Annotated in this window: 17 protein-coding genes; 14 read left to right on the forward strand and 3 right to left on the reverse strand. The window is 29.1% G+C overall.

Translation table 11 applies throughout. The annotated features are described in order from the left end of the window. Positions 1 to 477: 477 nt before the first annotated feature. The 10 genes from AACQ14_RS18815 to AACQ14_RS18860 all read left to right on the forward strand — a co-directional run bounded on the left by AACQ14_RS18815 (position 478) and on the right by AACQ14_RS18860 (position 10377). Positions 478 to 1671 carry a pyridoxal phosphate-dependent aminotransferase gene (locus AACQ14_RS18815; protein ID WP_339365131.1) on the forward strand — a complete coding sequence of 398 codons (1194 nt, stop codon included), beginning with the start codon at positions 478 to 480 and terminating at the stop codon, positions 1669 to 1671. A 218-nt stretch (positions 1672 to 1889) separates the two neighbouring features. Next, on the forward strand, positions 1890 to 3320 hold the full coding sequence (gene purB, locus AACQ14_RS18820) for an adenylosuccinate lyase (protein ID WP_339365132.1): 1431 nt from the start codon (positions 1890 to 1892) through the stop codon (positions 3318 to 3320). A 75-nt stretch (positions 3321 to 3395) separates the two neighbouring features. Beyond that, positions 3396 to 4190, forward strand: coding sequence for a pyrroline-5-carboxylate reductase (gene proC / locus AACQ14_RS18825; protein ID WP_339365156.1), 795 nt, complete (start codon positions 3396 to 3398; stop codon positions 4188 to 4190). Positions 4191 to 4218: 28 nt separating this feature from the next. Next, the gene (locus AACQ14_RS18830) at positions 4219 to 4761 is read left to right on the forward strand and encodes an NUDIX hydrolase (protein ID WP_339365133.1); all 543 of its coding nucleotides are present in this window, start codon (positions 4219 to 4221) and stop codon (positions 4759 to 4761) included. Between the two features lie 229 nt (positions 4762 to 4990). Then, positions 4991 to 5614 (forward strand): stage II sporulation protein M, encoded by a 624-nt coding sequence (locus tag AACQ14_RS18835; protein ID WP_339365134.1) that lies wholly within the window; start codon positions 4991 to 4993, stop codon positions 5612 to 5614. Positions 5615 to 5685: 71 nt separating this feature from the next. After that, positions 5686 to 6567, forward strand: coding sequence for a site-specific tyrosine recombinase XerD (xerD, locus tag AACQ14_RS18840; RefSeq protein WP_339365135.1), 882 nt, complete (start codon positions 5686 to 5688; stop codon positions 6565 to 6567). Between the two features lie 210 nt (positions 6568 to 6777). After that, the gene (locus AACQ14_RS18845) at positions 6778 to 7461 is read left to right on the forward strand and encodes a YjjG family noncanonical pyrimidine nucleotidase (RefSeq protein WP_339365136.1); all 684 of its coding nucleotides are present in this window, start codon (positions 6778 to 6780) and stop codon (positions 7459 to 7461) included. Between the two features lie 119 nt (positions 7462 to 7580). Continuing rightward, positions 7581 to 8213 carry an undecaprenyl diphosphate synthase family protein gene (locus tag AACQ14_RS18850; RefSeq protein WP_339365137.1) on the forward strand — a complete coding sequence of 211 codons (633 nt, stop codon included), beginning with the start codon at positions 7581 to 7583 and terminating at the stop codon, positions 8211 to 8213. Between the two features lie 14 nt (positions 8214 to 8227). Further along, on the forward strand, positions 8228 to 8932 hold the full coding sequence (locus tag AACQ14_RS18855) for a M48 family metallopeptidase (protein ID WP_339365138.1): 705 nt from the start codon (positions 8228 to 8230) through the stop codon (positions 8930 to 8932). Between the two features lie 74 nt (positions 8933 to 9006). After that, complete coding sequence (locus AACQ14_RS18860) at positions 9007 to 10377, forward strand: glycosyl hydrolase family 18 protein (RefSeq protein ID WP_339365139.1); 1371 nt, start codon at positions 9007 to 9009, stop codon at positions 10375 to 10377. Positions 10378 to 10413: 36 nt separating this feature from the next. Here the strand turns inward: AACQ14_RS18860 and AACQ14_RS18865 are convergent, their stop codons facing one another. Beyond that, entirely contained in the window at positions 10414 to 10656 is a 243-nt protein-coding gene (locus AACQ14_RS18865; RefSeq protein ID WP_339365140.1) for a heavy-metal-associated domain-containing protein, read from the reverse strand. Positions 10657 to 11113: 457 nt separating this feature from the next. Here AACQ14_RS18865 and AACQ14_RS18870 point away from each other — a divergent pair, with 457 nt between their 5' ends. Beyond that, on the forward strand, positions 11114 to 11533 hold the full coding sequence (locus AACQ14_RS18870) for a YjdF family protein (RefSeq protein ID WP_339365141.1): 420 nt from the start codon (positions 11114 to 11116) through the stop codon (positions 11531 to 11533). A 21-nt stretch (positions 11534 to 11554) separates the two neighbouring features. Here the strand turns inward: AACQ14_RS18870 and AACQ14_RS18875 are convergent, their stop codons facing one another. Then, positions 11555 to 12307: a hypothetical protein gene (locus AACQ14_RS18875; protein WP_339365142.1), complete on the reverse strand. Its 753-nt coding sequence runs from the start codon at positions 12305 to 12307 to the stop codon at positions 11555 to 11557. A 38-nt stretch (positions 12308 to 12345) separates the two neighbouring features. After that, a complete protein-coding gene (locus AACQ14_RS18880; RefSeq protein WP_339365143.1) occupies positions 12346 to 12522 on the reverse strand; it encodes a hypothetical protein in 177 nt (58 codons plus the stop codon). A gap of 455 nt (positions 12523 to 12977) precedes the next feature. Between AACQ14_RS18880 and AACQ14_RS18885 the strand changes: the two genes are divergently transcribed. From AACQ14_RS18885 to AACQ14_RS18895, 3 genes are all read left to right on the forward strand, one after another. Further along, positions 12978 to 13106, forward strand: a complete 129-nt coding sequence (locus AACQ14_RS18885; RefSeq protein ID WP_339365144.1) for a hypothetical protein — start codon at positions 12978 to 12980, stop codon at positions 13104 to 13106. A gap of 218 nt (positions 13107 to 13324) precedes the next feature. Then, positions 13325 to 13645 (forward strand): hypothetical protein, encoded by a 321-nt coding sequence (locus AACQ14_RS18890; protein WP_339365145.1) that lies wholly within the window; start codon positions 13325 to 13327, stop codon positions 13643 to 13645. Positions 13646 to 13739: 94 nt separating this feature from the next. Continuing rightward, the gene (locus AACQ14_RS18895; RefSeq protein ID WP_339365146.1) at positions 13740 to 14147 is read left to right on the forward strand and encodes a hypothetical protein; all 408 of its coding nucleotides are present in this window, start codon (positions 13740 to 13742) and stop codon (positions 14145 to 14147) included. Positions 14148 to 14694: the final 547 nt, after the last annotated feature.

The following is a 14694-nucleotide window of genomic DNA, read 5'->3' on the forward strand; positions in this document are numbered from 1 at the left end:
CACACTTTTCTTTTTTATGTCTTTTTTAGGATATAGTTTAAATAATTAATTCTATCGTATAATATTCTATTTATTCTATAAAATTTATTATAAATTCCTTGATTTTATAAGTTTTTAATGGTTTAATAGATTCGAATGAAGTAAAGCCTTCCAACTTTACTATAATAATACAATATTATTCTTTACTACTTCATAGCAATAAATTACCATTAATCATTAACATATTCCAAAACATTGAATTTATTTTCAAAAACGATGTATATAAATTAATGCTAAACCAAAAAATAATTGCAGCAAGGATTAGAAATGAAGATATTTCTTTTTGATATTGCAAAAATAATTGCTAAATGTTAATTTATATTAAGTAAAACATTAAAAAACGAATAAATCAAAAACAGAACTTGCAAAATTGCATAAAATATATTACAATATGTTTAATTGCAAAATGTAATAATAATAAAAGGGTGGTGTTTGTACATGATATTATCAAGTAAAGGTCTAGATATAAAACCTTCATCAACATTAGAAATAACAGCAAAAGCCAAGCAAATGAAAGCTGATGGGATAGATGTAGTAGGATTTGGTGCAGGCGAACCAGATTTTGATACACCAGATCATATAAAACAAGCTGCTATAGAGGCAATAAATGAAGGATTTACTAAATATACACCTGCTTCAGGTATACTTCCATTAAAAAATGCTATATGCAAGAAGTTAGAAGCAGATAACAAGGTTTCATATAAACCAAGCCAAATTGTTGTAAGTAATGGAGCAAAGCATTCCTTAACTAATACATTTATGGCAATTTTAAATCCTGGTGATGAAGTTATTATACCAGCTCCATTCTGGTTAAGTTACGTTCAAATGGTTAAGATAGCTGATGGAGTACCAGTAGTAGTAAAGACAAGTAAAGAGAATAATTATAAAGCAACTATGGAAGATTTGAAAAATGCATTAACTGATAAGACAAAAGCTATTTTAATTAATAGTCCAAGTAATCCAACAGGTATGGTGTATTCAGAGGAAGAGCTTAAAAAAGTTGCTGAATTTGCAGTAGAGAATGATTTATTCGTCATATCTGATGAAATATATGAAAAACTTATTTATGGTAATGAGAAGCATATAAGTATCGCTTCATTTAATGAAGATATTTATAATAGAACAATAATTATAAATGGTGTTTCTAAAAGTTATGCTATGACTGGTTGGAGAATTGGTTATGCAGCTGCTCCAGAACAAATAGCTAAAATTATGTCTAATATTCAAAGCCATGCTTCATCTAATCCAAACTCAATTGCTCAGAAAGCTGCTTTAGCTGCAATTAGTGGTTCACAAGAATGTGTTGATAAAATGAAAACTCAATTTGATAAAAGAAGAGAATACATGTATGATAGGGTTTCCAAAATGCCATATGTCTCTGCAATCAAACCTCAAGGTGCATTTTATGTTTTTGTTGATTTGGACAGCGCACTAGGAAAGAAATACAAAGGTGAAGTTATTGAAAATGCCAATATCTTTGCAAAGCTATTGTTGGATAATGAAAAGGTTGCTGTAGTACCATGTACTGATTTTGGTTATGATACTCATTTTAGACTATCTTATGCTATAGCTATGGAAAATATAGAAAAAGGTCTAGATAGAATAGAAAATTTCCTTAATAATTTACAATAAGATAAGATTGTATATATAAAGAGGGCAGTTTCAAATTTTGAAACCGCTCTTTTGTTTTGGTTACTTTTTGTGATAAAACAAACTTTTTACTTGCCTAACTTATGTTTTTATTTTATGATATAATAGGTTATGGAAAATATATTAAACTTATTTTAAATAAATTTATTTTTACTTTAGTGGATTAATTATCTTAATAATATACTGAAAGGATGATATAGTTGTATAATGTTTATGAAACCCCATTAGGAGCTAGATATGCAAGTAAAGAAATGTTATATCTCTTTTCTCCAGACAAAAAATTCAAAACATGGAGAAAGTTATGGATAGCACTTGCAGAAGCTGAAAAAGAGTTAGGTATTGATATTAGTGATGAGCAAATAAATGAGTTAAAGAAGTTTAAGGATGATATTAATTATGATGTAGCAAAAGAAAGAGAAAAAATCGTTCGTCATGACGTTATGTCACATGTTTATGCCTATGGGTGCCAAGCACAGGCAGCTAAACCTATAATTCATTTAGGAGCCACTAGCTGTTATGTAGGAGATAATACAGATATAATAATTATGACAGAAGCACTAAAACTAATAAAAGATAAATTGGTCAACGTTATAGATAAATTAGCGAAATTCGCTATAGAATATAAAGATATGCCTACACTAGGATTTACTCATTATCAACCAGCTCAGTTAACTACTGTTGGTAAAAGAGCATGCTTATGGTTGGAAGACTTGATAATGGATTATGAAGATGTTGAACATCAGTTGAATAAAGCTAAACTCAGAGGAGTAAAAGGTACTACTGGTACTCAAGCGAGTTTCCTTAACCTTTTTGAAGGTAATCATGAAAAAGTTAAAGAATTAGACAAACTAGTTGCATCAAAATTAGGATATGATGATACATTCCCTGTAACAGGACAAACTTATCCAAGAAAACTTGACTCACAAATGTTGAATGTATTAAGTACCATTGCACAATCAGCATATAAATTCAGTAATGATATTAGATTATTACAGAATCTAAAAGAAATAGAAGAACCATTTGAAAAAAGTCAGATAGGATCATCTGCTATGGCTTACAAAAGAAATCCTATGAGAAGTGAAAGGATATCATCTTTAGCTAGACATATCATATGTAATGCACTTAATCCAGCTATTACAGCTTCAACACAATGGTTCGAGAGAACTCTTGATGATAGTGCTAATAAAAGATTATCTGTACCAGAAGCATTCTTGGCTACAGATGCAGTTTTAGAGATATTCATGAATGTAGTTGATGGTCTTGTAGTATATGATAAAGTAATTCATCAAAGAATCATGAGTGAGTTACCTTTTATGGCTACTGAAACTATTCTCATGGAAGGTGTAAAACGTGGTGGAGATAGACAAGAATTACATGAGAAGATAAGAGTATTATCTATGGAAGCTGGTAAACAGGTTAAGATGGAAGGTAAGAAAAATGACCTGATAGAGCGTATTTTAGCTGATGGAACATTTGGAATGAGTGAAGAGGAAATATTATCAATCTTACAACCAGAAAATTTCATTGGAAGAGCTCCAGAGCAAGTTGAAGATTTTATTGCTAACTATGTTAAAGCCATATTAGATCAAAACAAAGATATATTAGGAAAAACTGCTGAATTAAATGTTTAATAGACATATGTATGTTTTATTTCAATTATATATAGCAGAATTAAATATTAATAGTATATGGAAAAGAGGATGGGTATGGGTAAAGTAGGATTTATTGGTACAGGAAATATGGGCTATGCTATGATGAAAGGAATTGTAGATAGTCTTAAGGATGTAGAATTATTATATACAGATGTTAATAAAAAAAGATTAGAAGAAATTAAGTCAGATATTGGATTTAATTATGTGAATAGTAATGGTGAGTGTGTGGAAAAATCAAAGTATGTTATATTAGCTGTTAAACCACAGTATTATACGCAAGTACTTGATGATATTAAAGAAGCTATTACTAATCAGCATATAATCATATCTATAGCACCTGGTATTAAGATTGATGATCTAAAAAATAAACTTGGTAATGAAACAAAAATTGTTAGAGCTATGCCTAATACACCGGCTCTGGTTGGACAAGGCATGAGTGCCATAAGCTTTTCCGATGATGATTATGCAGCTGATCAAAAAGACATGGTAACTAGTATTTTTAAGTCTTTTGGTGAGGTGGTAGAACTGCCAGAACATCTTATGAATGCAGTAGTAGCAGTGTCAGGAAGTTCACCAGCATATGTATATATGTTTATTGAAGCTATGGCCGATGCAGGAGTTTTATTTGGATTACCTAGGGATACATCATACAAATTAGCGGCTGGGGCTGTTCTTGGTTCAGCTAAGATGGTTTTAGAAACAGGTAAACATCCTGGAGAATTAAAGGATGCTGTATGTTCACCAGGTGGAACAACTATAGAAGCTGTATCAGAACTTGAAAAAAATGGTTTTAGAAGTGCTGTAATCGAGGCTATGAAGTCCTGCTATAATAAAACCATGTCATTTTAGATTAAGTAGAGATTGAGAGATGAAACAAATGGATAAAAAAATCAAACGATTAGATAGAAAAGAAGTATTTAACGGAAAAAGAGTAAGATTAGTAATAGATAAACTAAAAATGCCTAATGACAAAGAAGTTAATTGGGAACTTATTACTCATCCTGGTGCAGCAGCAGTAATACCTGTTGATAATGATGGTAATATAATCATGGTTAGACAATATAGAAACGCTGCAGATGATTATGTACTTGAAATTCCAGCTGGTGGAGTAGAAGAAGGCGAAGATCCTAGTATATGTGCTAAAAGAGAGTTGGAAGAAGAAACAGGTTATAAATCTGATAATATCGAGTATCTATTAAAATTTTACTCAAGCATCGGTATAACAGATGAAATGATAAGTATCTATGTAGCAACAGATTTGCAGGAATCACAACAGAATCTTGATGATGATGAATACGTAACTATTGAAAAATATAAGCTTGAAAAATTGATTGATATGATTTATTCAGGTCAGATAACAGATGGTAAAACCATATCAGGATTGTTAGCTTACAAATGCAAGTTAAATGATATGAAATAATAATATTAGATAATTTTGAAAAGTCTTAGATTGTTAATATAATTAGAATTATATTAATCTAAGACTTTTTTACTATATTTGTAGATTTGATTAAAATTTTATTTTCTAAGTACAAGCACTCATATAATTAATTTTTTGTTCATATATTAGTTTATATACAGAATGATTATTCAATAAAAAGCAAGAACGAAGATATCAATAAAGTTATATAAATTAAGGAGAGATTTGAGTGACTAATGTATTAGGAAAATATAGAAAAAAAATAAGCGTTTTTAAAATACAGTTCATACTATTTTTGATAGCTATAGCAGTAGGGTCATTGTTTGCCAATAATCTAAATGGTAATAGGATTGAAGAATACAAGTTATTGTCAAGTTATTTTATTACTAAATTCCCATCTAGCGATTATCTTAATATTGAATTATTCAAATTTATCATATGGAAGAGAATCAAATTGATTCTTGGTATTTGGATACTTGGATTCACTTTTTTTGAAATTATAATAAATTATATTATAGTTATATATTTTGGTTTCAGCATTGGTTTTATATTTTCCATAGGACTTATGACTAATGGATTCAAAGGTTATTTGATGTACATAATACTTTTATTACCTCAATACACATTTTATATTCCAGTAATGATATACCTCATAGTGAAAAGTACTAATTTCTGTTCTAATTTGTATAGTCATAGAAGTAGAACAAGAGGTTTTAATATAAATAAACAAATGTTTATAGAATATTTTTTTGTCCTTGTAATATGCATAATATTCACCATTGTAGGGGGTATCATGGAAACTTACGTAAACCCTCAATTAGTAAAATGGTACATTTCTGCCATAAATTTGTAAAAAATATTCGACTTTTGGAGTAAAATATATTATAATCAAATGTATATGAAGTACTGCAAAGGAAGAAAATAATGAGAGAAACTGTATCTAAGTTCTTAGACTATTTAAAAACTGAAAAGGGTTCATCCCAAAATACTATAGCATCCTATGAAAGGGATGTTAATAATTTGATTAACTACCTAGAATCCAATTCTTTGACCATTGGTAAAATAACTAATACTAATCTTAATTCTTATTTAATTAATTTAGAGAAGATGGGTAGAGCACCATCAACAATATCTAGAAATGTTGCTTCAATCCATAGCTATTTTAGATATCTATATAAAAATGATATGATAAAACAGGATCCTTCTAGTAATTTGCTGTCTCCAAAGATAGAAAAAAAATTACCTGAAGTATTAACTATGGAAGAAGTAGATATTTTATTAAGTCAGCCAAGTGATAATGACTGCAAAGGTATACGAGATAAAGCGATGTTGGAAGTTTTGTATGCAACGGGTATACGTGTATCTGAATTAATTAATTTAAAAAAAGACGATATCAATATTAACTTAGGTTATATTAAGTGCAATGATAAGAAAAAAGAACGTATTATACCTATGGGAAAAGTATCCAAAGATGCTCTTTCCAATTATTTGGATCATGCAAGAGAGATAATGATAAAAGATCCAGGTGAGGATATTTTATTCGTTAGCTGCTTAGGTCATAAAATGAGCAGACAAGGATTTTGGAAGATTGTTAAATCATATGCAAATAAGGCTGGTATATACAAAAAGATTACACCTCATATACTTAGGCATTCTTTTGCTACACACCTTGTTGAAAATGGAGCCGATCTTCGTTCAGTACAAGAAATGTTAGGTCACTCGGATATATCTACTACTCAGATATACGCTAAGATGTCTAATAATAGATTAAAAGAAGTGTATTCTAAAGCTCATCCTAGAGCTTAGATATATGATTATAGATTCTACATATGGCTGCCGGAAGGCGGCCTTTTATTGTCTTATTTGAAGTTCTGCTTTTTAAACATATGAAATAAAATAGAGGCATTACCTCTTTTATTTTCTTGCATAATCGCTTATTACTTGATAATAATCTATATATTTGATATGCTAATAAAGTAATTATGAGCTTTGAATAATTAGAAAAGAGGAACTATTATGTATAAATTAGTTATACTTGATGCTGATGGAACACTATTTAACTATGAAGAAGCTGAAAAATATGCATTATGGGAGTCTTTTAAATTATTTTCTTTTGAAGGGGATATTATAGACATAAGTAATTGCTATAAAAAGATTAATTTGAATCTATGGTTAGAATTGGAAAAAGGCAATATAACTAAAGAAAAGTTAAGATATGAGAGATTCAGCAGATTATTCAAGCAATATAAGATTGATTATGACGTCAATAAATTCAGTGACCAATATTTATTGAAATTAGGAGAAAGCAATTTTCTAATAGATGAAGCCGAAGAAGTATGTAAATATCTTAAAAATAAAGGTTATAAAATAATAATATTAACAAATGGAATAAAAAAAGTACAAGTATCAAGGCTGGAGAAATCTAATATAAAAGATTATATAGATAATATGATAGTCTCAGAAGAAGTAGGAGTAAATAAACCAGACCCAGTCATTTTTGACTATACATTCAATTTGATTGGTCATAACGATAAGAATAATGCAATCATGATAGGTGATTCCCTTACTGCTGATATCCAGGGAGGAATCAATCACGGAATTGATACATGCTGGGTCAACTTGAATAACATAGAAAACACAACAAATATAATTCCAAAATACGAAATACATTCTTTAGGAGAATTAGCAACTATTTTATAAACATAAGTTTAGATTCTATGTATTATTTAATCTTTAATTATAAATAACTGAGTTTATGAATAGATATTAGGCTAAATGTAAATATTTTTATAATAGAGATTAATATAAGGAGCTAAACGATGAATAATGATATTTTAAAGAGAATACCAAAACATATAGGAATTATACCAGATGGTAATAGAAGATGGGCTGTAGGTCATAATATGGACAAAAAAGACGGGTATTTTTATGGCATAGACCCAGGATTCAAGTTATATGAAACAATGCTTGAGTATGGTGTCAAGGAAGCAACATTTTATGGTTTTACTCAGGATAATACAAAAAGACCATCTAATCAAAAAGCAGCATTCATAGAAGCATGTGTTAGTGCTGTTAATAACCTAGCCAATAGAGATGCCAATCTATTAATAGTAGGTAACAGTAAATCAGATGTATTTCCAAAAGAACTATTGAAATATGCTAATAAAAGAGTGAAATTTGGTAAAGGTCTTATGAACATTAATTTTCTTGTTAATTATGACTGGAAATGGGATCTGAACAATGGTATTAATAATATTGCTTCTTCAGATATATCAAGAATAGACCTAATCATCAGATGGGGAGGTAGAAGACGTTTAAGTGGTTTTTTACCTGTACAATCAGTATATTCTGATATATATGTCATTGATGAGTATTGGCCTGATTTCAAGAAAGATCATTTCAAGGAAGCTCTTAGATGGTATCAAACAACAGATGTTACATTAGGCGGTTAATAAGGGAGAGCGCAATGGAATTTTATTATGATTCTAGAAAGATTGAATATACCATCAAATATAGTAAGCGTAAGACGATTGCAATTCATATTGAACCTTCAAACAATATCATTGTAAAAGCTCCAATAGATATGGATAGGAACAGGCTCAAGGAATTAGTGGAGAGCAAAGGTAAATGGATTTCTAACAAATTGGAAGAATCCAATGATTATAAGATACAAAAGAGGACTTATAAAAATGGTGAATTATTTTTATTTCTAGGTAAAGAATATCCATTAGAACTGATGATAGATGAAACAGCTAATGTTATGAGCGTAGAGATTATAAATAATTCACTTAGAATAATTACCAATACAGAAGATAAAGACAGTATAAAGAATCTCTTAGAAGAATTTTATAAAAAGCAAACCAGAATAATTATTAAAGATAGAATAAAATATTACCAAAAATATTTTATTGTCAGACCCAATAATATTAGAATTAAGAAACAAAAAACAAGATGGGGAAGTTGTAGTTCGTTGAAAAACTTGAATTTCAATCTAAAATTATCAATGGCTAAACTCTCTGTTATTGATTACATAGTAGTTCATGAGATGAGTCATTTGATACATCTTAATCATTCAAAAGATTTTTGGAACTTAGTGAAAAGTGTTTTACCTAATTATAAGGATGAGAAAGATTGGTTAAAACATAACGGTAGAAGATTAACGTTAGATTAAATTTAATATGACTGCATGAAATTAAAGGTGGGAAATTTGAGTAAATTACAATAGAAAAGGGGAGTAACAGAATTATGATTAAAAAAAGAGATTTAAGGATTATTTTAACTATTTTATTAGTTGCGTGCTTAATTCCAGTAAGCATTTCTTCTAATGCAAAGGGTTTGTCTGGGTCAATAGAAGAATTTATTGAAACATATACCATATCTAATGAAGATGAAGATAAATGCGAAGAGATACCTAGCATTAAATATGATAATAAATTATTTTTACCAATTCAGGATATAGCACGTATGTTAGGTAAAAAAATAATAACTAAGGATAAAGCAATCGAAATAGCTGATGAAAACAAAAAAGAAGACTTCAAATTGAAAGATGGATTTTTGCTACATGGTTTCTATGCCTTGAATTCATATAATCAGTTTGAGGAATTACGCAGAGGTAAGACACTTTCAAATTTTGATTCTCTATCTTTTGGATGGAGTAGGATAGATCAAGTTGGTGATGGGGTAGAATTAACCTTTGATGGTAGAGATTTTCGTATTCCAAATGCTTATGATGAGACACTTCATAAGGTAAATGATATACCAAAGCAGCTAATGATATTTGCTGATGATAGTAGCAATAGAAACGATTATTTCAAAGCTATTTTCAAGGATATGGATAATATAATTAATCAAATAGCTGATACAGTTAATGGCAAAAATACTGTATATAAAAAATTAGCATTTGATGGGGTGACAATTGACTTTGAAACTGTTAACAAGGAAGATCAAGATTCATTTATAACTTTCCTGAAAAAATTAAGGACCAAACTTGGCAAGGATAAAACAATTTATGTAGCCATACCATCGGTTAAATACTATAGTTATTACAAGTACAAAGAAATTCTGGAAATAGTTGATTATGTAATACTTATGGAACATGATTTCGATATGAAAGTTAGACAAAGTACCTATAGTGATATAGTTAAAAGTCCAGTTAGTCCAATTGCTCTTATAGAACAAGATATAAAGACATTGGTAGAAAAAGTAGGAGATAAATATAAGGATAAAATAATATTACAGATTAGTTTCGGTAGTTCTCAATGGATTAGCAATAAAGATAATACATATAGAAGGGTAATGTCATCACCATCTTACAATCTAATTTATGACCGTATTTGTAAGGAATTGGATAATAAGGTTAAAAAAGAAGATTTGCTATTTTATAATAAACTATATGATAACCCATATCTAATATACATTAATGATAAAAAAGAGAAAAACTATATTTGGTATGAAAACTGGGATAGTGTATTTGCTAAGATAAAATTAGCAAATGATTACAACCTAGGAGGAATTTCTTTATGGAGATTAGGAACTGTTCCTAACTATTACAGTAAATATGGAAAAGAGGCTGGTTTTGATATCTGGTATAGAATAACTAATTTATTTGACAAGTAAATATAATTGTAAAAGAGATAACCTCTTAAGTAGATATTAATACTTAAGAGGTTTGTTATTATTGTAATCATATGAATAATTAATATCGTGATCCATAGATCTAATACATTCTATAATTTCTTCTTCTGTTGAAGGTGGATTATAAGATACCTTTATGGCTCTATCAGATGGATTAACTGCTATTTCTCCAACACCTTCTATTTTTTCAAGAGCATTTTTAATATGCTGCTTTTCAATATCATTTCTTATTCCATCTACGTGAATATTCAAACTCTGCAAATTCATCAACCTTTCATTAAATATATATCATTATTTTGAACAATATTGTAAATAATATACTTCTTTTTTATGATGTTTAGTATCTCTCATGACAAGATATTACTAAAGAATCTATAGCTTAAAAACATGGACTATGAAGACTTCCCATTTTTGAATATGAGATGATTAATAGTAAAGAATTTCAAGAATTAGATGAAGAAATTCAACTTGAAGAGATTCAGAATTTATATTTTGAATCAGTTTGTGTTTTTTCAAGAAATTACTACCATGAAGATTAATTTTCTTTAGCTATATTTTGACATTTTAGAAATATTGAGTAAAATATATTTATGAAGTAAAATATTGAAGATAAAAACACAGTTTTGGTTGGTAGTCCAAACGTATCATATATGATATCAGTAACCTGCCCCCCCTGGGGTTGTCCATTCTTCATAATAATATTACAGGGGGAATTATCATGGAAATTAAGTTAACAGTATTATTTAAAGACTCTTTTTGGATAGGTATCTTTGAAGAAAATGTTGATGGTAACTATTCAGTATGCAAATATTTATTTGGAAGTGAACCAAAGGATTATGAAATCTATGATATTGTATCAAGAGAGTTTTATAACTTAAACTTTTCTAGGCATATGAAAGATACAAAAAAATCATCTGATGCAAGTAAAAAAATAAGTCCTAAAAGGATGCAAAGACTAATAAAAAAGGAAATCAACGATGTAGGCATAGGCACAAAAGCTCAACGAGCCATCAACGCCGAAAGAGAGTCTAATAAAGTTGAGAGAAAAAAACTTTCTAAAGATAGAAAAGAAGAACTTAAAAAAGTTAAATATGATAAAAAGCAATTTAAGAAGAAACAGAAAAAAAGAGGTCATTAATAAACTAGAGGCAAATGATTATTAGTCATTTGCCTCTTGAATGTGTAGTTTTGATTTTTCCACAATTGCTAATTTATTACCATTATCTATAACGTATTGGAAATTTTCATGAGCGTCTTTTATATTACCTTCTTGCTTATTAATTAAACCTAATATATATATTAGAGAAATTTTTTGACGTTTGGAAATATAAGGAGTTTTTAATAGCAATGATAATTTTTCTTTAGCATGTTGGTAATCTTCATTGGCATAATATCTCTCTATTATCAAAAATTCAGTTGCAGTAACCAATCGCTTGTTAATTGGAGATAGTGTACTTATCTTATTGTCAAATAATTCTTCAGCTTTTTCTTTTTCGCCTAACTCGTAATAACAGCCTATCAGATTAATATAATAGACTAGTTGAATGCCGTTTTTTGTTGATAGGCGTGATTTATCTACTGAATCTAAGATAGAGGCAGCTTCCTGATATTTTCCTAAGCACATTAAACCTGCAGCTTCGTCAATATCAAAGAAAGTATTTGCTCTTTTATTTCTTCCAGTTATTTTTCTTTGTTTAGCTGTTTGAGCCAAAAAAGCTTCTGGGTCACAATCTTCATCTAATAGACTGATTCTTTTCTTGTGTCGATAGAGACTTATTACAAGATATAAGATCATTACTAAAATTACTGTTAATATCCATGCAATTAAAGGGTTTAATCCAGTCATTAGCAGTGCGATAATTATTATTATAGTAAATAGATAAAAAACTACATTGTACATGAATCTATTCATAATTGTCCTCCTTTAGTATATCAAAGTTGTAAATAGGATTACATCATATTTTTATATTTCTTATGCGCCCTATATGCATTAAAAAAACATAATATACTAGTAAAAGCATTAAGCATTAGAACGGATTGCTGATTAGAAGATATATTAATATTAACAGCTATTAAAAAGCATACCCCAGAAAATATCCAAATATTTCTTTGTGTTTTTAGTTTCATGTTATAATCACCTCTAGTGTATTTTATATTATTGAGGGGATAATAGCAATAAAAAATTTAATTTGAATTATGTTGTATCTAGATTGTATTTTTATGCCATTGTGTCAGAGAAAAGTTTGGAATAACTTGTCTTTTTTTGCGAATTTTTCATTCATAAAATTACAAAATATTTAAATAATAAATTGATACTATACTATTAAATGATTATATGAAGGAGGATAATTATGCTTAAAAGAGTATCACTAATCATGACATGTTTACTTGTTATAGCACTTATATGGGGTATTCCTATACAAGCTCAAAGTAGTTTTAGCACTGAAAATTATGAAGTATAATTGGAAATAGCTAAATCAGATTCATAATTTGGTGACACACAGACTGTCAGTAGAGAAAGTCATGTACCAGCGGGTTGGGTAGTTATAGAATATAAAGAACATACAAAAATTATTAAGAATATGAACGATGCTTTTTTGGGTCATACAGAAATTATCAGTCGTGAAAGCCCATTTCCTTCAGGGTGGGTTGTTATAAGTTGCGGAGAAGAAACAAAAACTATAAAATACATGAGGTTAGATGAGGACTAAAAAGGATTTTGTAGTTATTATTATATTAAAACAAGCTTTAGGATAGGCAGAGAGAATCCTACTTCCATAATTGAGGTAGGTTCTTTTTTGTTGCTTATTATTAAATTATCTGTTAATATTAAATAAGTAAATATCGGGAATTACATGGTATACTTGTACTGTTAATCATTGGATCTTTTTATTAAAGTAAAGAAGCATTTATAGTAAAGGAGATTATTATGAAGGATTTGAAAAAAGAGTTATATTCTATAATGAAAGAATTAGATATTCTCCATGAACCATGTTCCATGGAAGAAAATAAAACTTTCAAAGAGTTAAGAAATAAAAAAGAGAACTTACCTGAAGGTGTTTATAAATATGACAATTCTGATAGCTACTATCGTCTAGCTAAAACAGATTTATCTAGTGAAGAACTAAATAATCTAATGATGTACAGACAGACTTCATATTTAAGAACCATTAAAAATAGTATGGTGTTTTTTGTGTTTTTGACGATAGCCTCTATATTAGTATGGCTGTTTTTTGCATTTAATTATTAGTTTAAGTACAAAAGTATTATTTAGATATGAGACTTGATTGAAAAATAGTTAAGTATTTGATGAAAGATCATAATGTGATAAATGAGGGGGAAACATGAAAAGTATTAGTAAAGAGGACTTAATTATTAGAGAATCTATGCAATTATCATTTGCGGGTAGTGATATTTGGTGTATAGAACTTGATTCACTTAATGTATACACAGATATTGTAATTGATAAATTCTTAAAGGATATGGTTATTGCAAGAAAACGGTCATCTCCTAGCTTGATAGTGATTCATCTAAATAAGACATTGATGAAAATAGAACTGATAGGTGTAATCGCTTCAGAACTCAAAAAAGCTGAAAATGCTGTATGTAGAGTTGTTTTTGTTGGATTAGATCGTTCTAATCAAAGACTTATAAAAAAAGCTCTAAAAAAAGAAAGTGTTTCTTTTGCATACGGCTTTAATAACAATTATGAGAAAGCAAAAGAGTGGTTGGTAAGTAAAAGACTAATTTAAAGCAGCATTAAAGCACTGTTTTATGAGGAATAAAATTCAGACAATTATTCACTGGTGAATAATAGACAGTAATCATATTGGTTACTTTTGTGTTATAATATACCTAACAGCTGTGAGTGATAATGTTAGTACCAAGACATGGTTGCTCGTTACAAAACGTAGTTCGGACAAAATATATGTTCCATTCAATACCCGGCAAGGGATGCGATCTGCTAAGACCAGTCATATATCTCGTCCAGAAAGTGGTCTATGGGCATATATATAACCTATTAGGTGTAATATAATTATAGGTTAATCTCCCTCAAAAATTAAAACGGACAAAGTGAGGTTGATACAACTCCTCTAGGCACTTATAGGTAGCCCCAAGGCTGATGCAACACCGACCGTCCTATTGTAATATTCTGGGAGGTTGAGCCAGTAATATCCGAACAAGAGAAAGAACTAGTTACATATGAAAAGAACGGTCATACTGGAACGGCTTATCAATATACAGAGTCGGTAATTCATAAGGTTATAAAGTGGTTAAAAGAAAATGAATATCCTTGCA

The organism is Vallitalea maricola, assembly GCF_036985595.1.
GTDB lineage: Bacteria > Bacillota > Clostridia > Lachnospirales > Vallitaleaceae > Vallitalea > Vallitalea maricola.

What these genes read in the sequence shown, in the direction of transcription:
- AACQ14_RS18870 (WP_339365141.1), top strand. Translation starts at nt 11,114, where the DNA reads ATGGAAATTAAGTTAACAGTATTATTTAAAGACTCTTTTTGGATAGGT.
- AACQ14_RS18855 (WP_339365138.1), top strand. Translation starts at nt 8,228, where the DNA reads ATGGAATTTTATTATGATTCTAGAAAGATTGAATATACCATCAAATAT.
- AACQ14_RS18895 (WP_339365146.1), top strand. Translation starts at nt 13,740, where the DNA reads ATGAAAAGTATTAGTAAAGAGGACTTAATTATTAGAGAATCTATGCAA.
- AACQ14_RS18880 (WP_339365143.1), bottom strand. Translation starts at nt 12,522, where the DNA reads ATGAAACTAAAAACACAAAGAAATATTTGGATATTTTCTGGGGTATGC.
- AACQ14_RS18845 (WP_339365136.1), top strand. Translation starts at nt 6,778, where the DNA reads ATGTATAAATTAGTTATACTTGATGCTGATGGAACACTATTTAACTAT.
- AACQ14_RS18860 (WP_339365139.1), top strand. Translation starts at nt 9,007, where the DNA reads ATGATTAAAAAAAGAGATTTAAGGATTATTTTAACTATTTTATTAGTT.
- proC (WP_339365156.1), top strand. Translation starts at nt 3,396, where the DNA reads ATGGGTAAAGTAGGATTTATTGGTACAGGAAATATGGGCTATGCTATG.
- AACQ14_RS18875 (WP_339365142.1), bottom strand. Translation starts at nt 12,307, where the DNA reads ATGAATAGATTCATGTACAATGTAGTTTTTTATCTATTTACTATAATA.
- xerD (WP_339365135.1), top strand. Translation starts at nt 5,686, where the DNA reads ATGAGAGAAACTGTATCTAAGTTCTTAGACTATTTAAAAACTGAAAAG.
- AACQ14_RS18850 (WP_339365137.1), top strand. Translation starts at nt 7,581, where the DNA reads ATGAATAATGATATTTTAAAGAGAATACCAAAACATATAGGAATTATA.
- AACQ14_RS18830 (WP_339365133.1), top strand. Translation starts at nt 4,219, where the DNA reads ATGGATAAAAAAATCAAACGATTAGATAGAAAAGAAGTATTTAACGGA.
- AACQ14_RS18885 (WP_339365144.1), top strand. Translation starts at nt 12,978, where the DNA reads ATGAACGATGCTTTTTTGGGTCATACAGAAATTATCAGTCGTGAAAGC.
- AACQ14_RS18815 (WP_339365131.1), top strand. Translation starts at nt 478, where the DNA reads ATGATATTATCAAGTAAAGGTCTAGATATAAAACCTTCATCAACATTA.
- AACQ14_RS18890 (WP_339365145.1), top strand. Translation starts at nt 13,325, where the DNA reads ATGAAGGATTTGAAAAAAGAGTTATATTCTATAATGAAAGAATTAGAT.